At 44.9% G+C, this 23,677-nt stretch carries 25 protein-coding genes and 1 tRNA gene; 12 read left to right on the forward strand and 14 right to left on the reverse strand.

Features of this window, described 5'->3' with window-relative positions:
- Positions 1–319: 319 nt before the first annotated feature.
- From B147_RS0112600 to kdsA, 14 genes are all read right to left on the reverse strand, one after another.
- Positions 320–404: transfer RNA gene (locus B147_RS0112600), tRNA-Leu, on the reverse strand.
- Between the two features lie 17 nt (positions 405–421).
- Entirely contained in the window at positions 422–718 is a 297-nt protein-coding gene (gene secG, locus B147_RS0112605) for a preprotein translocase subunit SecG (protein ID WP_026259632.1), read from the reverse strand.
- Between the two features lie 12 nt (positions 719–730).
- The gene (tpiA, locus tag B147_RS0112610; protein ID WP_020587560.1) at positions 731–1,486 is read right to left on the reverse strand and encodes a triose-phosphate isomerase; all 756 of its coding nucleotides are present in this window, start codon (positions 1,484–1,486) and stop codon (positions 731–733) included.
- Positions 1,487–1,497: 11 nt separating this feature from the next.
- The gene (gene gap, locus B147_RS0112615) at positions 1,498–2,505 is read right to left on the reverse strand and encodes a type I glyceraldehyde-3-phosphate dehydrogenase (RefSeq protein WP_020587561.1); all 1,008 of its coding nucleotides are present in this window, start codon (positions 2,503–2,505) and stop codon (positions 1,498–1,500) included.
- A 66-nt stretch (positions 2,506–2,571) separates the two neighbouring features.
- Positions 2,572–2,991, reverse strand: a complete 420-nt coding sequence (locus B147_RS0112620) for a PTS sugar transporter subunit IIA (RefSeq protein WP_020587562.1) — start codon at positions 2,989–2,991, stop codon at positions 2,572–2,574.
- A 10-nt stretch (positions 2,992–3,001) separates the two neighbouring features.
- Positions 3,002–3,883, reverse strand: coding sequence for an RNase adapter RapZ (gene rapZ / locus B147_RS0112625; protein ID WP_026259633.1), 882 nt, complete (start codon positions 3,881–3,883; stop codon positions 3,002–3,004).
- A 2-nt stretch (positions 3,884–3,885) separates the two neighbouring features.
- A complete protein-coding gene (locus tag B147_RS0112630) occupies positions 3,886–4,344 on the reverse strand; it encodes a PTS sugar transporter subunit IIA (RefSeq protein ID WP_020587564.1) in 459 nt (152 codons plus the stop codon).
- A 14-nt stretch (positions 4,345–4,358) separates the two neighbouring features.
- The gene (gene hpf, locus B147_RS0112635; RefSeq protein WP_020587565.1) at positions 4,359–4,892 is read right to left on the reverse strand and encodes a ribosome hibernation-promoting factor, HPF/YfiA family; all 534 of its coding nucleotides are present in this window, start codon (positions 4,890–4,892) and stop codon (positions 4,359–4,361) included.
- A gap of 13 nt (positions 4,893–4,905) precedes the next feature.
- Complete coding sequence (gene rpoN, locus B147_RS0112640; RefSeq protein WP_020587566.1) at positions 4,906–6,348, reverse strand: RNA polymerase factor sigma-54; 1,443 nt, start codon at positions 6,346–6,348, stop codon at positions 4,906–4,908.
- Positions 6,349–6,350: 2 nt separating this feature from the next.
- Positions 6,351–7,073 carry an LPS export ABC transporter ATP-binding protein gene (gene lptB, locus B147_RS0112645; RefSeq protein WP_020587567.1) on the reverse strand — a complete coding sequence of 241 codons (723 nt, stop codon included), beginning with the start codon at positions 7,071–7,073 and terminating at the stop codon, positions 6,351–6,353.
- 102 nt (positions 7,074–7,175) lie between these two features.
- Complete coding sequence (locus tag B147_RS0112650; protein WP_020587568.1) at positions 7,176–7,739, reverse strand: LptA/OstA family protein; 564 nt, start codon at positions 7,737–7,739, stop codon at positions 7,176–7,178.
- Complete coding sequence (gene lptC / locus B147_RS0112655; RefSeq protein ID WP_020587569.1) at positions 7,708–8,295, reverse strand: LPS export ABC transporter periplasmic protein LptC; 588 nt, start codon at positions 8,293–8,295, stop codon at positions 7,708–7,710. The genes B147_RS0112650 and lptC overlap by 32 nt, the downstream gene beginning before the upstream one ends.
- Positions 8,292–8,807, reverse strand: coding sequence for a KdsC family phosphatase (locus B147_RS0112660; protein ID WP_020587570.1), 516 nt, complete (start codon positions 8,805–8,807; stop codon positions 8,292–8,294). The genes lptC and B147_RS0112660 overlap by 4 nt, the downstream gene beginning before the upstream one ends.
- Positions 8,804–9,625, reverse strand: coding sequence for a 3-deoxy-8-phosphooctulonate synthase (gene kdsA / locus B147_RS0112665; protein ID WP_020587571.1), 822 nt, complete (start codon positions 9,623–9,625; stop codon positions 8,804–8,806). The genes B147_RS0112660 and kdsA overlap by 4 nt, the downstream gene beginning before the upstream one ends.
- 192 nt (positions 9,626–9,817) lie before the next feature.
- Here kdsA and B147_RS0112670 point away from each other — a divergent pair, with 192 nt between their 5' ends.
- The 12 genes from B147_RS0112670 to B147_RS0112725 all read left to right on the forward strand — a co-directional run bounded on the left by B147_RS0112670 (position 9,818) and on the right by B147_RS0112725 (position 23,674).
- Positions 9,818–11,197, forward strand: a complete 1,380-nt coding sequence (locus B147_RS0112670; protein WP_020587572.1) for a M23 family metallopeptidase — start codon at positions 9,818–9,820, stop codon at positions 11,195–11,197.
- Positions 11,198–11,236: 39 nt separating this feature from the next.
- Positions 11,237–12,400, forward strand: coding sequence for a homocysteine biosynthesis protein (locus B147_RS0112675; RefSeq protein WP_020587573.1), 1,164 nt, complete (start codon positions 11,237–11,239; stop codon positions 12,398–12,400).
- A gap of 116 nt (positions 12,401–12,516) precedes the next feature.
- A complete protein-coding gene (gene lepB / locus B147_RS0112680) occupies positions 12,517–13,137 on the forward strand; it encodes a signal peptidase I (RefSeq protein WP_020587574.1) in 621 nt (206 codons plus the stop codon).
- Between the two features lie 12 nt (positions 13,138–13,149).
- Positions 13,150–14,088, forward strand: coding sequence for an aspartate carbamoyltransferase catalytic subunit (locus B147_RS0112685; protein WP_020587575.1), 939 nt, complete (start codon positions 13,150–13,152; stop codon positions 14,086–14,088).
- On the forward strand, positions 14,072–15,361 hold the full coding sequence (locus B147_RS0112690; RefSeq protein WP_020587576.1) for a dihydroorotase: 1,290 nt from the start codon (positions 14,072–14,074) through the stop codon (positions 15,359–15,361). Before B147_RS0112685 ends, B147_RS0112690 begins: the two co-directional genes overlap by 17 nt.
- Positions 15,362–15,376: 15 nt before the next feature.
- On the forward strand, positions 15,377–16,813 hold the full coding sequence (locus tag B147_RS0112695) for a sigma-54-dependent transcriptional regulator (RefSeq protein ID WP_020587577.1): 1,437 nt from the start codon (positions 15,377–15,379) through the stop codon (positions 16,811–16,813).
- Between the two features lie 223 nt (positions 16,814–17,036).
- The gene (locus tag B147_RS28285; protein WP_020587578.1) at positions 17,037–17,432 is read left to right on the forward strand and encodes a type IV pilin protein; all 396 of its coding nucleotides are present in this window, start codon (positions 17,037–17,039) and stop codon (positions 17,430–17,432) included.
- Between the two features lie 410 nt (positions 17,433–17,842).
- Positions 17,843–18,196, forward strand: a complete 354-nt coding sequence (locus B147_RS31785; protein WP_157237872.1) for a hypothetical protein — start codon at positions 17,843–17,845, stop codon at positions 18,194–18,196.
- Positions 18,186–19,097, forward strand: coding sequence for an ABC transporter ATP-binding protein (locus B147_RS28290; protein ID WP_020587580.1), 912 nt, complete (start codon positions 18,186–18,188; stop codon positions 19,095–19,097). The genes B147_RS31785 and B147_RS28290 overlap by 11 nt, the downstream gene beginning before the upstream one ends.
- The gene (locus tag B147_RS0112715) at positions 19,094–19,873 is read left to right on the forward strand and encodes a hypothetical protein (protein WP_020587581.1); all 780 of its coding nucleotides are present in this window, start codon (positions 19,094–19,096) and stop codon (positions 19,871–19,873) included. Before B147_RS28290 ends, B147_RS0112715 begins: the two co-directional genes overlap by 4 nt.
- Positions 19,874–19,879: 6 nt before the next feature.
- Positions 19,880–21,976, forward strand: coding sequence for a tetratricopeptide repeat protein (locus tag B147_RS0112720; RefSeq protein ID WP_020587582.1), 2,097 nt, complete (start codon positions 19,880–19,882; stop codon positions 21,974–21,976).
- 36 nt (positions 21,977–22,012) lie between these two features.
- Positions 22,013–23,674, forward strand: coding sequence for an ArnT family glycosyltransferase (locus B147_RS0112725; RefSeq protein ID WP_157237873.1), 1,662 nt, complete (start codon positions 22,013–22,015; stop codon positions 23,672–23,674).
- Positions 23,675–23,677 lie beyond the last annotated feature (3 nt).

The raw sequence follows: 23,677 nt of genomic DNA on the forward strand, positions 1-23,677 counted from the left end.
CTATTTTTTTTTCTCTTTAAAGTATTCACAGGGCTTTCCCGAAGACTGGAATACCGTGATGCTGGGCAGTTGGCGGCTTTTAAACCCTAAAGCCCTGCAGCCGTTTGGGTGGGCCGGTTCCCAAGTGACATAAAAAAATCGACACTTGTAACAATTTCTTTTATCGTCTTCGTTCATATCAGCTTATGTGGCCCGGCAAAAGATAACTCTCCAATTTTGCTCGTCTTTTTTCTCGTATTCTTCGGTGAAACCCAGGGGATATATTTCATGGGTCCCTAATAAAAAAAGCCGCGGCAATTACGCCGCGGCTTTGAATTTTTGGTGCCGAAGGGGAGATTTGAACTCCCACGGGTCTCCCCACACGCCCCTCAAGCGTGCGTGTCTACCTATTCCACCACTTCGGCAAAAAATTTACTCTTATTCATTCTGCTGCCGGTACCTGCTGTCCTGCCGGAGCAGATGTGTCCTTCATGATACTGGACTGTGACTGATGTCCTGACATGTAAGCCAAAGTCAGCGATGTGATCATGAATATAATGGCCACGGCTGTGGTAATTTTAGTCAGGATGTTTGCGGGACCGGCTGCTCCGAAAAGTGCCTGGCTGCCTGCGCCACCCATGGATACGCCCATTTCTGCACCTTTACCGGTCTGTAACAGCACGACAAGTATCAGGAAGATGCAAACTGCTACATGTATTGTAACTAAAATGCCAGTCATATTATAAAATATCTAAAACCTAATAATCTTATTAAAATCTTCAGGGTTCAGGCTCGCTCCGCCAACCAGTGCACCATCTACGTCTTCAAGTTGCATCAGATCTTTGATGTTGCCGGGTTTTACTGATCCACCGTATAAAATTCGGATCTTTGCAGCCAGATCTTCTGCGTACTTTTCTTTGATCAGATGTCTTAAAAATACATGAACTTCTTTAACCTGATCAGGTCCTGCCGTCTTTCCGGTTCCGATTGCCCACACCGGCTCATAAGCCAGAATCAGGGAATCAAGTTCCGCAAGATCAAAGCCTTTTAACCCATCTGATATCTGCTTGTCAAGGATAAAAAACGTTTTATCCGCCTCCCGCTGGCTTTCCGTCTCTCCGATGCACATCACCGGGATAAGTTGAGCATCAAGGGCTGCACGGATTTTAATTGCCACGCTTTCATCGGTTTCACCAAAGAACTGTCTACGTTCGGAGTGACCGATAATGACATAGTCGGCACCGGCATCCTTAATCATTTCCCCGGACACTTCACCTGTGAAAGCCCCTTCCTTGCCAGGGTAAATGTTCTGGGCTCCCAGCCGGACCTGGGAGTCTTTACCCAAGGCCGCAGCCACCAGGGGCAAAGACAGAGCTGTGGGTGCGATCATAATATCAACGCCTTGGGCCCCTTTGCTTAAGTCTGCCAGCTGTTTTGCCGCTGCAACCGCCTGGGTACCGGTCTTGTACATTTTCCAGTTGCCGGCAATCAATGGAATCCTTGTCATTTTTTCCTCCTCTAAAGGGCGCTGCCCACCATCTCAGCCAGATCAACCATGCGGTGGGAGTAGCCGGCCTCGTTGTCGTACCACGAAAAGATTTTTACCATCTCGCCGTTGATGACGTCAGTGCAGGAGGCATCAACAATGGAAGAAAGCGGGCAGGAGTTGTGGTCAATGGATACCAGGGGTTGATCAACATATCCCAGATATCCCTTCAGGTTGGTCTCCGATGCCTTTTTAAGGGCCTGGTTGATCATCTCCTTGGTCAGATCTTTTTTCTCAGTGGTAATTACCAGATCCACAAGGGATACATTGGGTGTGGGTACCCGTACCGCAAGGCCGTTGAGTTTGCCTTCAAGCTCGGGTAAAACCAGGGAAACCGCTTTGGCGGCACCTGTGGTGGTGGGAATCATGGACAACGCGGCGGCCCTTGCCCGGCGCAGGTCTTTATGCGGGAAGTCAAGCAGGCGCTGGTCACCGGTGTAGGAGTGGATCGTAGTCATAAGCCCGCATACAACGCCGAAATTTTCCAGCAGTACCTTGGCTACGGGAGCCAGGCAATTGGTGGTGCAGGAGGCATTGGACAGAATATGGTGGGCGCCGGGGTCGTAATCTTCATGGTTTACGCCCATGACAATGGTCACATCCGGATCCTTGGCCGGCGCTGAGATGATGACTTTCTTAGCCCCGCCCTCAAGGTGCTTGCCTGCGGTTTCGCGATTTCTGAAAAGACCAGTGCATTCCAGGACAATGTCCACACCGGCATCCGCCCAGGCAATCTGGGCAGGATCCTTTAACGCGGTGACCAAAATCTGTTTTCCATCCACGGCAATGAACCCTTCTCCATGGCTGACCTCGTTGGGCAGGCGTCCGTGGACAGAGTCATATTTAAGCAGATGGGCAATGGTTTCGGTGTTTGTCAGATCATTAATGGCCGCAACTTCAATTGCATCATTTTCCAAAGCAGCCCGAAAGACCATGCGTCCGATTCTGCCGAATCCGTTAATTCCTATTCTTACAGTCATTATTAGTCTCCTTCAAAAATGAAAAGCAGTCCATACCCGAAAGGGGGAAGCCGGGCATGGCACGGGTTAGGATAAGGACCGACTGGTCCCTTTCAGGATGTCGCTGGCAAGGGAAATGCTCTTTTTCCCGTGTTCAATCAGGGCTGCGGTCAATGCTTTAATCTCCATCTTCTTCCGGCTTGTTACCGCTTTGAGAAGAATGGGCAGGTTGACGCCTGAAATCACCTCCACCTTTCCTTCTTCCAGAAAGGCATAGGCCAGGTTTGAAGGTGTACCCCCGAACATGTCGGTTAAAATAATAACTCCATTTTCGCAATAGACATCTTTAATACCCCGTTTGATTTTATTTCGTAAGCTTTCAGGGTCCTGTTTGATGTCTATGGATATGGCGCCAAGCTTTTCTTGCTTAGCCCCCAGAATGAATTCCAGGGTATCAATCAATGCTGCACCCAGATTCGCATGGGTGACAATTAAAATTCCTGTCATAATTTGCCTGTTATAGTTCTTTGATGTCTCTGTCAATATCTCTGTGCCGCAGGCTTGGGTTCAGGCCCTTTTTCATCAGCCGTTCAAATACGGCCCGGGAAATGGCGACACTGCGGTGGCGGCCACCGGTACAGCCCAAGGCGAGTGTTAGATATGCCTTATTTTCTTTTTTATATAAAGGGATGAGATAGTCAATAAGATCGTTATATTTTTTTAAAAAGGTTTTTGTTTCCGCATTTTCCAGAACAAAGGTTTTTACCGCATCAGATTCTCCGTTATGGGCTTTGAGTTCCGGCACAAAATAAGGATTTGCCAGAAACCTCAGATCCACCACAATATCCGCATCCACCGGGATACCGTATTTGTAGCCAAAGGACATGATATTCAGTTTCATGAAATTTTCAGAACCGATATCCTTGGACACAAGAGTTTGTATTTCTGCTTTAAGCTGGTGCACATTGAAATTAGAGGTGTCGATGATCCGGTGGGCTAATTTCCGGATGGCGGCCATCCCCTGTTTTTCGGATCGGATGCTGTCCAAAAGATTTTTTTCATCGCCCAGGGGATGGTGTCGGCGGGTCTGGCTGAACCGTTTGACCAGGGTTTGGGTATCCGCTTCAAGAAATATGATGACCGGATGAACGCCCATCTCTTCTAAAGCGGAAACGCCTGAAACAAATGTGTTTAAAAAGGTTTTTGACCGCATATCCATCACAAAGGCCGCCCCCTTGACCTTGGAACTTTCCCCTAACGGCAGTTCAAGCACCTTGGGTACAAGTTCCATGGGCATATTGTCAATGCAGTAAAAGGATGCATCTTCAAATGCCTGGGCAACGGTTGTCTTCCCGGAGCCCGAGATGCCTGTGATGATATAAACCTTGAGGGTTTCCATGGTCAAAATTCTTCGTCATTCTCCAGAATGATCTGATGAATCTGTTCTTGTGAACCTGCCGATAACAGACGTTCTTTAAACTGATCCATTTTCAGCAGTTTTGAAATCTGGGCCAGAACCTTTAAGTGCCCTCCTGTGGAATGCTCGGGTGTTAAAAGCAGAAAGAAAAGATGGACCGGCCGGTTGTCCAAAGAATTAAACTCGATTCCTTTGATGCTTCGACCAAATCCCACTGCAATGGATTTCACCGTCTCCAGTTTGCCGTGGGGAATGGCGATGCCGCCGCCGATGCCTGTGGAGCCCAAGTGTTCACGTTCCAGCAAGACGGCTGCAACATCTTCGGCCTCGGCCCCGGCTACCGGTGCAACAGCCCGGGACAGTTCTGTTATGGCCTCTGATTTATTTTGGGCTTTCAGGTCTGCGATAATAGCGTCCAGCTTTAGAATGTCACTGATTTTCATTGGTTCCGACCATCCTATCCTTGGGGGGCGATAAGTCCCAGTTTTCCGTTATTATGTCTATAAATCACATTGACTTGCTCTGTACGGGCATTCATAAATACATAAAAAGATTTTTTGCCCGATTCCAGTTCAATTACCGCATCTTCAATGTCCATGGGTTTTGTCTCAAGGGGTTCTTCAATAATATCACCCATGTCCCCGGGCAGTGGTTCATCAATGCTGAACTCCCGGGTATCTGTCAGGCTTGCCTTGTTGCCCGACATGTGTTTTTTTTCTTTTTCTTTGTGCTTTGTGATCTGGCCTTTCACTTTATCCGTTAAAATATCAATGGTTGCATACATGCTTTCGGACGATTCCTTGGCATGGATGTTCAACGGACCGCTGGTTAGGGTGATTTCGGCAATATGTCTTATCTTTTCAACGCTTAAGACCACACTGGCCTCGGCCGGACCATCCAGCATCTTGTCAAACCGTTTAAGCTTCTTATTTACATAGGATTTCAGGGAATCAGATGCTTCTATTTTTTTGAACGTGATGGTGACCTGCATAGATTAGCTCTCCCTATAATTGTTTGCGTTTATTGGACGGCAGAATATTGAGCACCTTTCTGTATTTTGCTACGGTTCGCCGGGCAATCTGGATGTCTGATTCCTGCAGAATTGCGGCGATTTTATCATCACTTAAGGGTGCGTTGGGATCTTCGTTGTCAATGAGTTGTCTTATTCTCTCCTTGACACTGGCCGATGCCATGGAGGGCCCGTCCCCCCGTTCTATGGAACTATTGAAAAAATATTTAAGCTCAAACAATCCCTGGGGGGTGTACGCATATTTGTTGGTGGTCACCCGGCTGATCGTGGACTCATGCATTTCAATATCTTCGGCAATGTCTTTTAGAATCAAGGGCCTCAGATAGGCGATGCCCTTTTCAAAAAATTCCCTTTGAAATTTTATGATACTTTCCATGACCAGGTAAATGGTTTTCTGGCGTTGATGAATGGATTTTATCAGCCAGGAAGCGGACTGCATCTTTTCATTAAGATAGGTCTTGGTTTCCTTGGGGATTTTTTTGCCGGTGGCCACAGCGTCTCTGTAGAATCTTGAAATTTTTAATTTGGGAAGGCCGTCATCGTTCATAACAATTTTGAAATCATCACCGACTTTGTAAACGTATATATCCGGGGTGATGTAGGCCGGTTCCTCCGTGGCAAATTTCCTGCCGGGCTTGGGTTCAAGGAATTGGATGATTTTTACTGCGGCCCGTACATCCTCAACGGAAATCTTAAGGGCCTTTGCTATTTTTTTGCTGTTCCTGTTCTCAAGATTTTTTAGATGATCCGTAATGATCCGGGTGATGATATCGTTTTCAATGCCCAGCTGCAGGACCTGAATCAAAAGCGTCTCGCATAGGTTTCTGGCACACACGCCGGGGGGGTCAAAGGTCTGGAGCACAGCCAGCACCTCTTCAACGGTTTGAATGTCGGCCTGGGCCGTCTGGGCCAGTTCTTCCACGTCGGCACATAAATATCCGTCCCGGTTCAGGTTGCCGATGATGATGTGACCAATGTTTTCCTCTTCGTCCGGCAGATCCGAAAGCATCAACTGCCACTTCAAATGCGCCTCAAGGGTTGTTTTTTCGGATGTGAATGCTTCGTAATTGGGGGCTTCACTGCTTTCAGACTCCATGTAGACTTTACCGGTGGAGTTGTATTCATTGATATAATTTTCCCAATCCGTATCCGAGCGCACCCGCTCTTCAATAGTTACTTCCTTGACAGGCGTTTCGGTTTCCGTTTCTCGGGTTTCGGTTTCCTGGGCAGTGATGGCTTTGTCGGAGGCATCATCAACGGAGACTTCTTCAAGCGCCGGATTTTGCTCCATTTCCTGCTGGATCATTTCGGCAAGTTCAAGCCGGGACAGCTGAAGCAGTTTAATAGCTTGCTGGAGCTGGGGTGTCATAACCAGCTGTTGAGTCAGTGCAAGGCTTTGTTGTAATCCAAGTTCCATGATTAAAGTCTAAAGTTGTCTCCCAGGTAAATTCGTTTGGCTACTTTGCTTGAAATAATTTTTTCCGGCGGACCTGATTCCACAACCACGCCCTGGCTCATAATGTAAGCTGTGTCGCATACGCCTAATGTTTCCCTGACATTATGGTCGGATATCAGTACCCCGATACCTTTTTCCGTAAGCTGGGATATGATCTGCTGGATGTCGATGACAGCCAACGGATCAATGCCGGCAAAGGGTTCGTCCAGCAGGATGAACAAGGGGTCTGTGGCAAGCACCCTTGAAATTTCCAGACGGCGCCGCTCTCCGCCGGACAGGGATGCTGCCTTTTGGTCGGCTAAATCCAGTATCCCAAGTTCTTTCATCAGGCTTGCGGCTTTCCGGTCGATATCCATGACTTTTTTGTCAATAACCTCCAGAATGGCCGTTATATTTTCTCTGACCGTCAGCTTTTTGAATATGGATGTTTCCTGGGGTAGGTAACCAATGCCCTTTCTGGCCCTTACATACATGGGGTACCGGGTTATATCCTCCCCGTCAAGATGAACCGTGCCTTTTTCCGGCCGGATCATACCCACGGTCATATAGAACGTAGTGGTCTTGCCGGCCCCATTGGGACCTAACAGCCCGGTCACCTGGCCCTGGTCCACAGTCAGGCTGACCTGATCCACTACGGTTTTACCGCCATAGGTCTTTACAAGGTTTTCCAGTACCAGTCGGCTCATCTGTTTTGTCTTTATTTATAGTTAGGCGTCCAATACGTCAGTGGATTATTTTTGCATTTTGTCCGATGCTGCGCCCTGGTAAAATCCGGTTTGCCGGCTGTTTCAGGGTTTATCCGAAGCCCCGTCCTGGTCTTCGGCATCAAAAAACGCCTCGACCCTGGTTTTTTCAGTACTTTCCACAACCACCCGGTCCTCGGCTTTAAACAAGGTAATTTTTTTGCCGGTGATCCAGCTTTTTCCCTTAAGCAGGCGGGCTTGTTCTCCGGTGAGTATCAGTATCTGTGTTGCGGTGTCATAATCGGCCTGATCCGAGAATGCTTTGCGTTCCCCTTCGGTATATTCAACATTTCCCGTGGCAAGAATTCGCTTGACGTTTGATTGGCCTTCCTTTTTGGTTTCTGAGGTATGAAAAAACACCTTGACCGAATCTGCCAAAAGCACACTGTCGGCCCGAACGGCTTTAACCTTCCCCATGAATTCCACCATGGACTGATTTTTTCCGGCGACCATTTTATCCGAAGTGATTTTCAGGTCAGCCGGTGGTTGCTTTTTATCTGCGGCTTTGTCCTCCGGGGCTGCAAAGGCTACTTGTGCAAAAAGAAACAACAGCATCAGCAATACAATCAAAGAAGTATTATAATAAGTTGGAATTTTGACTATTTTCACTAAACCGTCCTTTTACGTGTCCTTTTAGGATGATCAGATCCTGGTTTAGCAGGACCTCCATGCTGTCGCCTTCTATTACGGATTCTCCGTCATCAACCGTAACCCTTGAATCGGAGCGTATTATATGTGGTTTTTTGGCATAATGCAATGTTTCACTTGTCAGGGTGTAGTGCTGATGCCGGAGTGTAACATGCTTTGAAAAGATCATGTCATGGGTCTTGGTGTCGAGTTCTCCCTGGTCTGCTGTGAGGTGGACTTGGGTGTTTTGATCTGTGTAAAAAATAATGTCCACATCTTTGAGTTCAGCTTTGTTCTGGTCCTTGAGCAACGTTGCACTGGATGCCTTGAGCTTCCATTCGGTGATGCCGTTTTTTTTTGAAATTTGTTCAAGTGCGTTGAGCTTGAGTGAAGCCTTGTCATCCACCTCAATATTTTCAAGCTCAATGGGCGTGGTGAGTAGGTGGTTGATGTAATAATAAAGACCTACCCCGGCAAGAATGAGGCCTATGAGCACAACCAGGGGCAGTATCAGTTTTTTTTTGCCGATGCTGCTCATGATAAAAACCTTGAGACAGAAGTTTTCCAAAGGCCTTTGGCTTTTAGGATGGCCTCACAGACCTGGCGGACAGCACCTTTGCCCCCGGGCAGATCCGAAATCATATCTGCCCGGGTTTTTACTTCGGCAGGGGCGTCGGCCACGGTAAAAGCAAATCCCGCCCGGGTCATGGCAGGCAAGTCTATTAAATCGTCTCCCATGAATGCAATATGTGCAAGGCTTATTTGAGTGCTTTCAGATATGGATGTCAATACCTTGGCTTTATCCCCGGCACCATCAAAAACCAGGGTGATGCCCAGATTGTCGCAGCGGTGGCGCAGGGCCCCGGAGATTCTTGCCGTTACAATGCCTACATTAACGCCTGCATCCATGAGCAACCGGATGCCAAGGCCGTCTTTGACATTGAAGCTTTTGATTTGTTCACCTGAGTCTGTGTAGGTAATGCTGCCGTCGGTGAGCACCCCGTCCACGTCTAAAAGCAGCAGCTGGATATCCGCCAATTGTGTTGTCATAGAGATTGTCCTGCAACTTTTTTAATATTGACCAAATGGGTCAACAGATTTTTCATCTGATCCAGGGGGATGGAGTTGGGTCCGTCGCACAAGGCTTTGTCTGGATCAGGATGGGTCTCCATGAACAGGCCGTGGGCGCCGCAGACTACTGCGGCTTTGGCAAGGGGTGCAACAAACTGCCTTTCCCCTGCCGATGCATTGCCGCTGCCGCCGGGAAGCTGTACGCTGTGGGTGGCATCGAAAATTACGGGCAACCCCAATTCCCGTAAAATATGTATGGATCTGAAATCCACCACAAGATTGTTATACCCGAAACAGGTGCCGCGTTCCGTTATGGCAATGTCCCGGTTCCCTGTGGATTTGGCTTTTTCCACAATATTTTTGCAATCAGCCGGTGCAAGAAACTGGCCCTTTTTGATGTTCACGGGTTTACCTGTCCTGCAGGCGGCTGTAATCAGGTCTGTCTGACGGCATAAAAACGCCGGGATTTGGATAATATCAAGCACTTGTGCCGCTTTTTCGGCCTGGTCCGGCAAGTGAATATCGGAAATAACAGGAATGCTCAGTTCGGTTTTAATTTGCTTTAAGATTTCAAGGCCGTGTTCGGGGCCGGGACCCCTGAATGACTGGATGGAAGTGCGGTTGGCCTTGTCATAGGAAGCTTTAAAAATATAAGGAATGTCTAAATCGCTTGTGATTTGTTTTAGCTGCTTTGCAATCGTAAGGCTTGTGTCTAAATCTTCTATCACACAGGGGCCTGCTATTAAAAAAAAACGATTTGGGTCGTTATGGGTCAGATCAAAAAAAAAATTTGTCATAGGGCATATCCTCAAAACAAAAAAACATAGTGATGATGGACCTAAACTATTATTCGTCCGGGTAAATGTCAAGATGGATCAGTGCCGGGGGAAATGTACCAGGGAAAATTCCTTGATAAGAAAGGCGTTTGCTGGTATCCTAATTTGGTTTTTAACGTAGCCGCCTAACTTCTTGAAAAATAAGGTTGTTTGATGAAAAAAACGCTGTTTCTGATTATATTTCTGGCAATTGTCGTGCCTGTGGGCTGGGTTCTGTTCTGTAAATATGAGGGTGAGGCCCCCAAAGCAAAAATTAGCCTGCCCTCTCAGTATCTAAAACAATCCTATGAAATAAACGTGACCGCAACGGATAAAGGCGCCGGTCTGAAGCATGTAACCGTTTCTCTGGTGCAAAAAGATAATGAACACGTCCTTTTGGATAAATCTTATCCACCCTCGTCCATTCTTTCTTTGTTCAGTGACAAGACAGTGCTGTCAGATACTTTTACCATTCCCGTTGAAATGCGTAAATACGGGATGAGCGACGGCCAGGCCCTTATCCGGATTGTTGTCACTGATTATGCCTGGCGTCAATGGACCAAAGGCAACCAATTTAACGACGAGCAGTCGGTGACCATTGATACGGTGCCGCCCCGGCTCCAGGTTCTGACTTCCCAGCATAATGTGTCCAAGGGCGGTGTCGGTCTTGTAATCTACAAACTTGATGAGGAAAATGTTCAAAGCGGCGTCAGGGTGGGGGAGAATTTTTTCCCCGGATATTCCGGTGTGTTTAATGATCCCATGGTTATCACAGCCTTGTTTGCTTTGGATCATACCCAGGGACCGGATACCCGTATTGTCGTCGAAGCCCGTGACCCGGCCGGAAACGAGACCAAACGCGGATTTTATCATTATATCAAAGATAAGAATTTCCGGGCTGATACCCTGCGCATTTCAGATGGTTTTTTGGAATTTAAAATGCATGACTTTGACCTGGGCCCCCAGGAAGCGCAGTTCCTGACCGAAGAGAATCCTTTGCTGGCAAAATTTTTATATATTAACGAAATTCTTCGTCAGCAGAATGTGGAAACCGTAGCTAAAGTGCCTTCGGATACCCGTGCCGAATTGATGTGGAAAGGCCGTTTCAGTCGCCTTCCCGGGGCTGCTAACCGGGCCCAGTTTGCCGATAAGCGTACCTATAAATACAATGGGAAGGTGATCAGCCACTCCACCCATTTAGGCATTGATCTGGCTTCCACTGCCAACGCGCCGGTGGGCGCGGCCAACAATGGGCGGGTGATCATGGCGGAAAATATCGGTATTTTCGGCAATACCATTATCATCGACCATGGGCTTGGCCTTGCCAGCCTTTATGCCCATTTAAGCCAGATGAACGTGGCCAAAGGCGATATGGTTAATATGGATGATATCATTGGCCGAACCGGCTTGACCGGCCTTGCCGGCGGAGATCACCTGCATTTTTCCATGATGCTTCACAATGTGTTTATCAGCCCTGTGGAGTGGTGGGATGCGGCCTGGATAGAAAATAACATCACCTCAAAAATTGAGTCTATTAAAGCGCAGATTCAGTGAACGTATAACTTTTTTAAAAAAATCAGGACAATTCAAATCATGAGCACCTTTCAGGTGAATAAGACCTATGAAGAGATAAACGCCAAAATTGCGGCCGGCGAGGCCGTGGTGGTAACGGCGGAAGAGATTATTGATATCGCAGACAAAGAAGGAATTGTGGAAGCGGCCCGCAAAGTGGATGTGGTGACCACAGGCACCTTTGCGCCCATGTGCTCCTCCGGGGCATTTATAAATATCGGCCAGTCCAAGCCTGTGATCCGTACGACCAAAACCTGGTTCAACAATGTACCGGCCTACTCGGCCATTGCAGCGGTGGACTGCTATCTGGGGGCCACCGCTGTTTGTGAAGAAGACCCCTTGAATAAATATCACCCGGGTGAGTTCAACTACGGGGGCGGACATGTCATCCAGGACCTTGTGGCCGGCAAACAGGTACACTTGAAAGCAGAAAGTTACGGCACCGATTGTTATCCCAATCTTGCCATTGAGAAAACGGTGGCCTTGAAGGATTTGCCCAATGCCATACTGTGTAACCCGAGAAACGCATATCAAAATTATAATTGCGCCATCAACCGCTCGGATAAGACTAAATACACGTACATGGGCACCCTTAAACCCAATGTGAGCAATGCCAATTATTCCACGTCCGGTTGTTTAAGCCCCTTGTTCAACGATCCCTACTTGAAAACCATCGGGTTGGGCACACGGATTTTTCTGGGCGGGGCCCAGGGCTACGTGACCTGGTCCGGTACCCAGCATAAAAAAGATGTGGATAGAGGCCTGAACGGCGTGCCCTTAAGCGGGGCCGGAACATTATGCGTTATGGGGGATCTTAAGCAGATGTCACCTGAGTGGCTGGTAGGTCAGAGCATCCGCGGCTATGGCGTGTCGCTCTCTGTGGGGCTTGGCATTCCCATTCCCATTTTAAATGAAGAGATTCTTAAATACACGTCCGTGTCCGACGACGAGATCTTCACCCAGATTATTGATTACGGACATGATTATCCCAAGGGTATCTCCAAATCCTATGGCCAGGTCAGTTATGCCGAGCTTAAAAGCGGGACGATTATGATCAAAGGGGAGGCCGTTCCCACAGTGCCTTTGTCCAGTATGGTCAAGGCAAGGAAAATTGCCCGGATTCTGAAGACCGAGATTCAGAAGTCCAGATTCTATATTGGAGTTCCCCAGCATCTGTTCTGTTAAATGACATGGGGATACTTAAAAAAAAATTATGTCCTGCCTTTCCACGATAAAAAATAAAAGGAAGAGCGCGTACGCGCTCTTCAATCAAAAAATAATTTACAACAAAGAACTATAAAATGAGTCAAAAAAAGAAAAGCGCCTGGCGGGAGAATATCGAAGCGATTCTCATTGCCGTTGTTATTGCTCTGTTTATCCGTACCTTTATTATCCAGGCCTTTAAGATACCGTCCGGTTCCATGCTTGAGACCCTTCAGATCGGAGATCAGATCCTTGTCAATAAATTTATTTACGGGGTGAAAATTCCTTTTACCGACGGGAAAACCCTGATCCCTGTAAAAAATCCCCAGCGTAATGACATTGTGGTGTTTAAATATCCGGAAGATCCATCCAAGGATTACATCAAGCGGGTGATTGCCGTTGGCGGCGACACCCTGGAAATCGTGAATAAAAAACTGTATGTCAATGACAAGCTTGTCACTGATCAGCCCTGGGCCCAGTACAAAGATCCCCGGATCCTGCCGGGTCAGATCACCACCCGGGATAATTATAGAAAAATTACAGTACCGGCCAACAAGCTTTTTGTCATGGGTGACAACCGGGATAATAGCCATGATTCACGGTTCTGGGGCTTTGTGGACCTAAGTGAAGTGCGGGGCGAAGCCATTATTATTTACTGGTCCTGGGACAAGGCGCATTTCAGCGTCCGTTGGAACCGGATCGGCACCTTGCTGTTTTAAGGAATAATAGATATGCGGTTTGAGAAAAAAGATATTCTGGATATTGATTCCCTGAGTCGCGAGGAGATCACTTATATCCTGGACACGGCCCGGGGGATGAAGGAGATCTCCCAGCGGGCCGTTAAAAAAGTACCCACCCTCAGGGGGAAAACCATTGTGCTTTTCTTCCAGGAGCCGTCAACCCGGACCAAGATGTCCTTTGAGTTGGCCGGTAAGCGGCTGTCCGCGGACACGGTGGCCATATCCAAATCTTCCTCCAGTATTGTCAAGGGGGAAACGTTACGGGATACGGTTAGAACCCTTGAGTCCATGAAGCCTGATATCATTGTGATGCGGCATGCATCTTCGGGTGCAGCGTACCAGGTGGCAAAATGGGTGAAATGTGCGGTCATTAACGCAGGAGACGGCACCCATGCCCATCCCTCCCAGGCCCTTTTGGACATGATGACGATTCAGGAAGAAAAAGGCGGCTTTGAGGGCTTAAAGGTGTCCATTGTGGGCGATATTTCCCATTCCAGGGTGGCCCGGTCCAATATTATCGGTTTGTCCAGAATGGGGGCAAAGGTGACCATTTGTGCACCCGGGACCATGATCCCCGTAGGCATTGAACAGATGGGCTGCACCGTGGCCCGGGATATGGATGCCTGTGTGGCAGGCGCGGATGTGGTCATGATGCTTCGGATTCAAAAGGAGCGCCAGGGCAGCCTGCTTTTCCCCAGTGAGCGCGAGTATGCGGCGCTTTACGGGTTGAATCAGGCGCGCCTGGCCCTGGCGGCAAAGGATGCCCTGATCATGCACCCGGGACCGTTGAACCGTGGCGTTGAGATTTCAACCCTGGTGGCGGATGGTGAACAATCCGTAATTCTGGATCAGGTGACCAATGGTGTGGCCCTTCGCATGGCCCTTTTTTATTTGGTGTCAGGAGGCAGTAGAAATGCAGATTCAAATTAAAGGCGTCCGGGTGATTGATCCCGGTAATATTGAAGGCATAAAAGATATCAGTATAAAAGACGGCCTGTTTGAGAGGGTCTCGGAACCTGGACAGTTGCCGGAAGTAACCAACGACTTTGACGACATCACAGTCATTGACGGCCAGGATCTGATTGCCGTGCCGGGGCTCATAGACGTGCATGTTCATTTGCGGGAGCCTGGCCAGGAGTATAAAGAAACCATTGAGACCGGGTTAAAGGCTGCTGCTGCCGGCGGGATCACTGCGGTCTGTTCCATGCCCAACACCAAACCTGTGAATGACAATGCGCAAGTTACCTCCTTTATCCTTTCCCAGGGGAAAAAGGCAAATGCGTCCAGGGTATATCCGGTGGGGGCAATTTCCACTAATCTTGAAGGCCAAAAGCTCAACGACATTGCGGATATGAAAAAAGCCGGGATACGGGCCGTGACCGATGACGGAATGCCGGTTACCGATTCCCAGCTCATGCGACGGACCCTGGAATACTGCAAATCTTTAGACATTCCTGTGTTTGTTCATGCTGAAGACAAGCGGCTCGCCGATGGGGGATCCATGAACGAAGGGTTGCCGGCCACGGTGATGGGGATAAAAGGAATTCCCAATGCTGCAGAATCCGTCATGGTGATGCGCGATATCGCCCTGGCCGAACTGACTGGCGCCAGGGTTCATTTTTGTCATATGAGCACAGCCCAGTCCATTGAGGCCATCCGGCAGGCCAAAGCAAAGGGAGTGCCCGTCACTTGTGAAACCGCCCCCCATTATTTCACTTTCACGGATGCGGATATCCCTGCCTATGACACCAATTTCAAAATGAATCCGCCCTTGCGCAGTGACAAAGACCGGGCAGCCATTATTGAAGGACTGATCGACGGCACCATTGACATGATAGCCACCGACCATGCTCCCCATGCCGAGGATGAAAAACAGGTGGAGTTCGACCAGGCTGCATTCGGTATTGTAGGGCTTGAAACCTCCCTGGGGTTAAGTCTGGACCTTGTGGCCCAGGGCCATCTGACCTTGGTTCAGTTGGTGGAAAAAATGGCCAAGGCCCCGGCAGAGCTTATGGGGCTCAACAACGATATTGTGCCGGGCAACCCGGCTGATCTTACCCTTATTGATATAAATGCGGGCTGGACCGTGGACCCCAATTTATTTGTGAGTAAAGGACGCAACACACCTTTTGGCGGCCGCAAACTAAAAGGGAGAGCTGCTTTGACCATTGTTGACGGCCGGGTCGTTTACCGCAGAGAGTAGTCGGGGATAGAGCATATGGCAAACGCACACAGCATTCTGGTGGTCGATGATGAATTGAGCATGCGTGAGTTCCTTGAGATGCTTCTGTGCAAAAAAGGGTATCAGATCACGCTTGCGAAGAACGGCAAACAGGCTCTCAACAGCATCAAACAGAAAAAATATGACCTAGTGCTCACCGATATCCGCTTAGGCGATATTACCGGTCTGGATGTGTTGCGGGCCGTGAAAAAAGAACACCCGGATACTGTGGTGATCATGATTTCCGCCTATGCCACAACGGAGATCGCTGTGGAAGCAATGAACGAGGGGGCTTACGATTTTGTGCCCAAGCCCTTTGACAACAATGAACTTTGCGCCACCATCGCCAAGGCCCTTGAACTTTTGACCCTGGACCAGGAAAAAGTATACCGATCAACTGAACTTAAAAACCATCTGCATTTCAACCGTATCATCGGAAACAGCCCGGGGATGCAGGCGATTTACCAGCGGATACGCCAGATTGCCCCAACCAAAACCAATGTACTGATCACCGGTGAAAGCGGCACAGGCAAGGAGCTTATCGCCCGGGCCATCCACGATAATTCCGAGCGTAAAGACAGGCCCTTTGTCGTGGTGAATTGCGGCGGCATTCCAGACACGCTCATGGAAAGCGAATTTTTCGGTCATGTTAAAGGCTCTTTTACAGGGGCTGTGGCAGATAAGCAGGGATTGTTTGAGGCCGCCAATACTGGTACGATTTTTCTAGATGAAATTGGGGAACTGTCCACCTTTCTGCAGGTAAAGCTTTTGCGGGCTGTCCAGGAAACCCGGTTTAAGCCCGTTGGCGGCACCCGGGAAATTGATGTGAATGTCAGGATTATTTCTGCCACGAATAAAAAATTGGAGCAGGAGGTCATTGACGGCAATTTCAGGGAAGATCTGTTTTTCCGCCTCAACGTAATTCCTATTAAGGTGCCCCCCTTGCGGGATAGAAAAGGGGATGTGGAATTACTTGCCGCCCATTTTGTTGAAAAATACTCAAAAAAACTGGGCAAGGATATCGTAAAGCTGTCGTCCTATGCCGTTGATTTTTTGAACCGGTATTCCTTCCCAGGAAATGTCAGGGAGCTTGAAAACCTGATCGAGCGATCTGTGGCTCTTTCCTCTACCAACATCATCCTGCCCGAAAGCCTGACCATTTCCTCGCACAAACGTCGACGCTGGATAGAGGGCATTACGAACAACCGCTATGATTTGGAAGATGTGGTGACCGGTGTGGATTTAGACAAAATCATGTCTGACATTGAAGGCGCATATGTTAAAAAAGCCATGGAAGTTACCCATGGTAACAAAAGTAAGGCAGCTGAGCTTTTAAATTTAAGCTTAAGATCTTTCAGATATCGCCTGGACAAAACCATGCCGGACAAAAATGAATCCGTTAATAGTGATGCGGGGCAAGGGAATCAAGGTTGACATTTTTTGTCAACCGGATTATCCTTTTTGTAAAAATTCAGCGAAAAATCGTTTTAGTTCATTTGTAATATTTTAGTTCATTGAAGTAAATTTTATTTAAAATTAAAAGGTTATGAATAAATATAAGTTGTTCTTTGTTCTGGCATTGCTTTTGCGATAAGCATTGTCATTCATGAAAAAAGGTTTGTCACATCATTTAACCCAACAAAGAGGAGAGTAAAAAATGACAAAATTTATTAGAAACATCAGAAACAACCAGAAGGGCTTTACCCTGATCGAACTGATGATTGTTGTGGCCATTATTGGTATCCTGGCGGCCATTGCAATCCCAAATTTTATGAACTATCAGTGCAAAGCCAAGCAGAGTGAAGCAAAATCCAGTCTTGGAAATATCAGATCAATGCAGGAAGCATATTTTGCCGAATGGGATACATACTCCGCCATCGGGCCAATCGGATTTGAAACTAAAGGTACACCCCGTTACTCTTATTCTGTGACTAAGGCTGATACTGCTGGCTATACTGCAAGAGCTACAACAACTAATCTTAATGGAACAACGGATACGTGGACCATTAATTCCACAGGAACTTTGATAAATACTGCCAATGCTTGTCAATAAAAATTGGATTGCAATCTGAAAAAGGGTTGTTCCTGTATGTGTGGAACAGCCTTTTTTAAATCATGTAAATGAAACTAAAACTTTCGTATATCCTTTTATTAATACTTCTAATCAGCACGATACTGTGTCAGTATGACCTTTTGAAAAAAAGATTTGTCTTGACATACACCAACCCGTATTGTTCCTGGTGTAACGATAATCAAGTTGACGAAATCCAATTTATTCCGTCCAAAACGATTTTCATACGAATGTTTTCGCCAGCAGATCCGGATTTCCTGGCAGATCTTTTATGGATGAGAACCAGTTATTATTTCGGCTCGCATACCGTAACGGACCAGGATTATTTTTATTTGTATTACCTGTTAAGCAGAATTACAGATTTATCCCCTAAATGGGAGTTTCCCTATGTTATGGGAGGTATCATTCTTTTCCTTGAGGCCCAGGCACCTAAGCAGGCCCTTGCCATAATTGACAAAGGAATATTACAAATTAAAAATTCATGGGAACTATTTTTTCTAAAGGGATACATCCTTTGGAAAGCATACAATAATTATGAAGAAGCTTCAAAACAGATACTATCCTCATCCCTGAAAAAAGGGGCGCCCTCTTATTTACCATTACTTGCTGCCTCCTTCTCGTTAAAAACATCAAACAAAATGTTTATAGAAGGGTTTTATAAGATTATCTTGAATACAGTTAAAGATCCTGCTCAAAAACAATTGATACTGAAAAAAATGGAAAGGTTAAAGGAACGTGACGGATAATACGTCGATCGTATTGAATAATGTGTCATATGCCGTAAGACAGGGTTTTTTTTTACAGCCTAAGCAAATAATTAAAAATCTGAGCTTTGTTATTCCGAAAGGTGTTTCCTTTGGGCTAATCGGATCGAACGGAGCTGGAAAGACAACTACTATAAAGTTATGTACAGGGATTATTTCGCCCGACTCTGGTGAAGTGCTTATTAATGGTCGTCCTTTGAACTCCGATCATGATAACAGACATGCTGTGGGATTGTTAACTGAGAATCAATATATCCCCCAATATTTAACGGTTACAGAATGGCTTAGCTTTTTAGGTACTCTGTCCGGGTTATCAAAACATGAATTAAATGAGTCTATGTCAACGCAGTTAAGTCAATTCGATCTTACTTCATTGGCTGACAGGAAAATAAATAGCCTCTCCAAAGGTCAAGTGCAACGTGTCGGGTTTGCCCAGGCTTTTCTCAATACGCCTCAAATTTTATTTTTAGACGAACCCATGAGTGGTCTTGATCCTGCTTGGAGAGCAAAAATTCATAGTATACTACTCAGTTTTAAAAAAAGCGGAGGCACTCTTTTATTCAGTTCTCACGTCATATCGGATGTATTGCAGCTTTCAGATATGATTGCCGTGATTAATTGCGGACAGATAAACTGGCAGGGAACTATGGCCGACATAATGAATGTTGTCAACCAATACCAGGTGATTGTACATGCACCTTCAGCCCATGTTCTTGAGAGCCGTCTTCAGTGTAAAGAAATGATATCTCAGCCTGATGGGTCGTACAAGGTCTTAATAGATACCCAAAATATAAATGAGGTATTACAATTGGGGTTAAAAGAAGATATTTCGATCTATTCATTTTCACCGGTTTATAATAATATTGAGGACTTATTATCGTGAAGAGGTTCAGTCGACAGATTTATGCATTCACTCGGGTGATTGTGGTGGAGAATATCAGGAATAAATCCTTTTTCATTTTTATTTCGGCTGGTTGTTTGTTGTTTGTGCTATCCAGTTTGCTTGGCAATATTGCTATAGGAGATAAAAGAAGAGTTTTTTTAAACAGCGGATTTTGGATCATAGGAATTTGGGGCCTGATTACTTGTTATTTTTTAAGTGCTAAAGCCATCCAAAACGATATTCAAAAAAAAATCATTTATATGCCGTTGTCTCGGGCGGTACCTCGTTGGATTTATATTTTAGGGAAATTCAGTGGAATATTAACCATGAATTTTTTCGTGTATATTTCTTTGTCAATCCTAATGGTTCTCGTACTCGTATTCTCAGGTGAGGCGGTTTCTATCAATATTATAATTGCTTTGATTTCAATTTTTTTTGAATGGTGTGTTTTATCTGGACTCAGCCTTTTACTTGCGTCCTTCACTTCGCCGCTGCTTCATCTTTTTTTGCTTGTCTCAAGCTACGTTATAGGGCACTGGAGTTCATACCTTTATACCTGGGCTCAAAATAATAATGAAGCTGTTTTAAGAAGTATTTTAATCCTTCTTTATTACATCTTTCCGAATCTAGAGTCTTTGAATTTCAGGGCAGCCGCTTTGTATGAGGATAATATCGACCCATCACTTTTTATTCACGGTTTTTTAACCATGTCCGGTTGGACCGCTGTCTTTGTCATTGGTTCGGTCATCATTTTTACCAATCGTAAAATGGTATAAGATCAAATGGAAGCTTCTTCCAAAACTTTTTCATATTTGTCTGCCGTATCGCTTATCGCAATTATAGTTGTTACGGTCTACAGCAATAGCTTTGATGCAACCTGGCACCTTGATGATTATGATAATATAGTCAAAAATCCCGGTATTCATCTAACAGATTTGTTTCCCGGTTCTATTATTCAAAGTTTTTATGCCTCGATTGACGGGGGGCTTTATATAGGGAAAACTCTTTACCGCCCGGTAGCTATGTCTAGTTTTGCTTTAAATTGGTATTGGGGGCAGAATCACGTATTCGGATACCATCTGGTCAATATAATCATTCATATTCTTTCCTCAATTTTTCTGTTTTTAGCAGTGCTGTCTCTGCTTAAAGCGAAAAGCGTAGCAGTTGAAAGTGATTCCATCAGATACCAAACGGCTCTTTTATGTGCGGTGATATGGGCCATTCATCCCATTCATACTTCTGCCGTGACGTATATTGTTCAGCGAATGGCTTCAATGGCCGGCATGTTTTATATCATGGGCCTTTTTTTTTATGTTAAAATTCGTTTGGCACAGTCGTCCTGGCTGGTTACAGTTTTATTTTGTGCTGGTTATATAATAGCATTTGTATTTGGGCTGTTAACAAAACAAAATACTATTTTGTTACCAGCTTCCACTTTATTGGTGGAATGGGTATTTTTTCAGAAAATACCTGTCCGGTCGCTGTTCAAAATTAAATTTTTCGTTTTAATGGCAGGTTTTGTATTATTTTTTGGGGTTTCTGCGATTATATGGACCAGAGGAGATATCGCATCACTTTTTGCTGGTTATGAAACAAGACCTTACACTCCGATAGAGAGGTTAATGACACAGTCCCGTATTGTTTGTATGTATTTATATCAATTGATATATCCAATAGCATCACAGTTTTCCGTTGAACATGATGTTGTCATATCTAAAAGTTTGTTTTCACCTTGGACGACATTACTCTCAATTGGCATCATTGGTTCTCTTATTTTTTGGAGTTTGCGGTCATTAAAAAAATATCCTTTATTTGCTTTTGCCATACTTTTTTTCTTTATTAATCACTCGGTAGAATCAACAGTGCTGAATCTTGAACTTTTTTTTGAACATCGTAATTACATCCCGTCCATGTTTTTTTTTCTGCCCGTTTCATTATGGATGACAACTCTGTTGAATGAATATAGCAAAAATAAGGAAAAGCGATTTATTGGGGGGGTAGTCTTTGGTCTAGTGACAATAGTAATTATTGCATTTGGTTTTGGAACCTATATACGGAATATAGATTGGAAAACGGAAAGAAGTTTGTGGGAAGCTGCTCGAAATAAGGCTCCTGGAAGAGCGAGGCCGTATCAAAGTATTGGAACCCTTTACTATTTAAAAATAGGCGAATGGAAGAAGGCTGAAGAGTTCCATAAAAAGGCACTTCCGCTTAGAGACAGCAAGCCTGCCACTTCTAAAATGATCTGTTACGATAATTTGCGGTCGATTTACATCAGTATGGGAAAGATAGATGCCGCCGTAGAATGTGGCGCAAAAGCAGTTCGCGCTAAGCCCGAAATTAATGTAGTGTATAATTATATTGAAACGCTTGTCCTTGCAGATCAACTTGAAGTCGCAGAGAATAGTATCAAAAATTATTTTGGAAAGCATTTTAAAAGAGTACAGGATATTAATCTTCAAACGATAATTTACCTTAAACGCCAGAAATTCGAACTGGCTATAGAAAGTGGTCTTACTGCCATAGAAAAAGCGCCTTTTGATGTCGATGCAACTACATATTTCGGGTATGCCAATTTGGTTAATAGAAAATATGAAAAAGCACGGTATTATTTGAAAAAGTCATTGGAGAATAACACGCCAAACGCATTTTTTGTCAGATTGTGCTTGATTCAAAATAGCCTTAATGAGAAAAGCGAAGAGATGAGTAGATTTGATGTAACTCAATTAATTGATGATTTTTCCTTAGAAAGGATTCTCAAAGGTCTCAAAGATCTCAAGTCAGTATCGTATCCGCTTGTTCCGTTAGAGGTAAATAAGATAAGAGACTCAATTCTCATTCAGGTCAGCAATAAAATTGTTGAAGCAAATACCTTTTAAATCAAAATCATGATCCAGACTCCAGATAAAAATAGAATGAAAGTTCATCTTTTCATATGGATATATCTGGCGATATTTATTTTTTTATTATCATTGTTATGGATGTTGTGCCTTGTTCCACCTGTTAGCCGAGATGCGCTCGTTCATCACCTTGCAGTTCCTAAGATCTATCTGAATCATGGCCGTATTATTGAACTTCCCTGTATGCGATTTTCGTATTATCCTATGAATTTGGATCTTCTTTATTGGGGAGCCTTATATCTTGGAAGTGATATTCTTCCCAAATTTATTCACTGTTCTTTTGGGATCGCGACTGTCGGCTGTGTTTTTTATTATCTTAAGACAAGATTGAATATCCATTTTGCAGTGTATGGGGCATTGTTGCTAATGATTGTTCCCATTTTTATCCGCTTGTCAATAACAGCCTATGTAGACCTCGGCCTTATGTTTTTTTCTTTTGCCGCTTTATTGGGTGTTATTAAATGGGACGAAACTAATCAGATGCGATATTTGGTCTTAGGTGCTCTTTGTTGCGGTCTCGCAATGGGGACCAAATATAATGGATTGATTACCTTTGTATTTCTTGCTCTTGGTGTCCTATTCCTGGCTTCCCGAAAAGTGCCACAAATTAAGGCTCTAATGCTTTTTACCAGTTTTGTTTTAATTTCTCTGACAGTGTTTTCTCCCTGGATGATTAGAAATATGGTCTGGACAGGAAATCCAGTTTACCCTTTATATAATGGTCTTTTTGACTCAGAGCATCAAAAGCAGTGTGAGGTTGCAAGCTATGCATTGAGTGATCATAGGCTGAAGATTAATAAATTTTTATACAGAAAAAATGTCTATCAAGAGGACACCTTGGATCTTTTGATGCTGCCTTTAAGATATTTTTTTCAGGGTAAAGATCATGATCCACGCTATTTTGATGGAAAATTGTCCATCGCCCTTTTGATTTTTCCTTTTTTTTCATTATTAAAAACTAATCATAAACAGGCAGTTAGAAGTGAAAAATGGTTTATAGTTTATTTCACTGTGTTATTTTTTTTGTCGGCTTTTTTTGGGGGGCCGCTTAGAGTAAGATATGTTGTTCCTATTTTGCCTTGCTTAGTTATTTTGAGCGTTTATGGTTTGGACAATATGCTTCGTTTTATCCGGAATAATAGAATAAGAATCTCAAGCTGGTCTTTTGCCTGTATAATCCTATTTGGAATGAGCCATTCTTTGATTTCGTCGTTCAAGTATATTGTTCAAACTATAGAGAATATTTCGCCGGTTCAATATATCCGGGGAGATATCAGTCGGGAAGATTATATCACACATTTTCGACCGGAATATTCGACTTTTGAGTATATAAATAATAACCTGCCGGAAGATACAAAAATATTATTTTTTTTTCTCGGTGGAAGAGGCTACTATTGTGACCGGCAATATATTCCTGATCAAGATCTTAATCTGTTCAAAATCTATGAGCTGATTCGAGTAGAGGAAAAATTGGATGATGTCGCTGAATGGTTTAGAAAAAAAGGTATCACTCATTTTGTTTTTAATTATAAAATTGTTCAAGAACGAATTGAAAATGATTTGAGCCAATCAGAAAAATTACGATTATATACCTTTCTTGATATGTATACCTCTAAGGAATTTGGCAAAAATGGGTTTGGTGTCCATTCTATTTGTTTTAATTTTTATCGGAAGTAAAAG

Source organism: Desulfobacter curvatus DSM 3379 (genome assembly GCF_000373985.1).
Lineage (GTDB): Bacteria > Desulfobacterota > Desulfobacteria > Desulfobacterales > Desulfobacteraceae > Desulfobacter > Desulfobacter curvatus.

What these genes read in the sequence shown, in the direction of transcription:
- secG (WP_026259632.1), bottom strand. Translation starts at nt 718, where the DNA reads ATGACTGGCATTTTAGTTACAATACATGTAGCAGTTTGCATCTTCCTG.
- tpiA (WP_020587560.1), bottom strand. Translation starts at nt 1,486, where the DNA reads ATGACAAGGATTCCATTGATTGCCGGCAACTGGAAAATGTACAAGACC.
- gap (WP_020587561.1), bottom strand. Translation starts at nt 2,505, where the DNA reads ATGACTGTAAGAATAGGAATTAACGGATTCGGCAGAATCGGACGCATG.
- B147_RS0112620 (WP_020587562.1), bottom strand. Translation starts at nt 2,991, where the DNA reads ATGACAGGAATTTTAATTGTCACCCATGCGAATCTGGGTGCAGCATTG.
- rapZ (WP_026259633.1), bottom strand. Translation starts at nt 3,883, where the DNA reads ATGGAAACCCTCAAGGTTTATATCATCACAGGCATCTCGGGCTCCGGG.
- B147_RS0112630 (WP_020587564.1), bottom strand. Translation starts at nt 4,344, where the DNA reads ATGAAAATCAGTGACATTCTAAAGCTGGACGCTATTATCGCAGACCTG.
- hpf (WP_020587565.1), bottom strand. Translation starts at nt 4,892, where the DNA reads ATGCAGGTCACCATCACGTTCAAAAAAATAGAAGCATCTGATTCCCTG.
- rpoN (WP_020587566.1), bottom strand. Translation starts at nt 6,348, where the DNA reads ATGGAACTTGGATTACAACAAAGCCTTGCACTGACTCAACAGCTGGTT.
- lptB (WP_020587567.1), bottom strand. Translation starts at nt 7,073, where the DNA reads ATGAGCCGACTGGTACTGGAAAACCTTGTAAAGACCTATGGCGGTAAA.
- lptC (WP_020587569.1), bottom strand. Translation starts at nt 8,295, where the DNA reads ATGAGCAGCATCGGCAAAAAAAAACTGATACTGCCCCTGGTTGTGCTC.
- B147_RS0112660 (WP_020587570.1), bottom strand. Translation starts at nt 8,807, where the DNA reads ATGACAACACAATTGGCGGATATCCAGCTGCTGCTTTTAGACGTGGAC.
- kdsA (WP_020587571.1), bottom strand. Translation starts at nt 9,625, where the DNA reads ATGACAAATTTTTTTTTTGATCTGACCCATAACGACCCAAATCGTTTT.
- B147_RS0112670 (WP_020587572.1), top strand. Translation starts at nt 9,818, where the DNA reads ATGAAAAAAACGCTGTTTCTGATTATATTTCTGGCAATTGTCGTGCCT.
- B147_RS0112675 (WP_020587573.1), top strand. Translation starts at nt 11,237, where the DNA reads ATGAGCACCTTTCAGGTGAATAAGACCTATGAAGAGATAAACGCCAAA.
- lepB (WP_020587574.1), top strand. Translation starts at nt 12,517, where the DNA reads ATGAGTCAAAAAAAGAAAAGCGCCTGGCGGGAGAATATCGAAGCGATT.
- B147_RS0112685 (WP_020587575.1), top strand. Translation starts at nt 13,150, where the DNA reads ATGCGGTTTGAGAAAAAAGATATTCTGGATATTGATTCCCTGAGTCGC.
- B147_RS0112690 (WP_020587576.1), top strand. Translation starts at nt 14,072, where the DNA reads ATGCAGATTCAAATTAAAGGCGTCCGGGTGATTGATCCCGGTAATATT.
- B147_RS0112695 (WP_020587577.1), top strand. Translation starts at nt 15,377, where the DNA reads ATGGCAAACGCACACAGCATTCTGGTGGTCGATGATGAATTGAGCATG.
- B147_RS28285 (WP_020587578.1), top strand. Translation starts at nt 17,037, where the DNA reads ATGACAAAATTTATTAGAAACATCAGAAACAACCAGAAGGGCTTTACC.
- B147_RS31785 (WP_157237872.1), top strand. Translation starts at nt 17,843, where the DNA reads ATGGGAGGTATCATTCTTTTCCTTGAGGCCCAGGCACCTAAGCAGGCC.
- B147_RS0112720 (WP_020587582.1), top strand. Translation starts at nt 19,880, where the DNA reads ATGGAAGCTTCTTCCAAAACTTTTTCATATTTGTCTGCCGTATCGCTT.
- B147_RS0112725 (WP_157237873.1), top strand. Translation starts at nt 22,013, where the DNA reads ATGAAAGTTCATCTTTTCATATGGATATATCTGGCGATATTTATTTTT.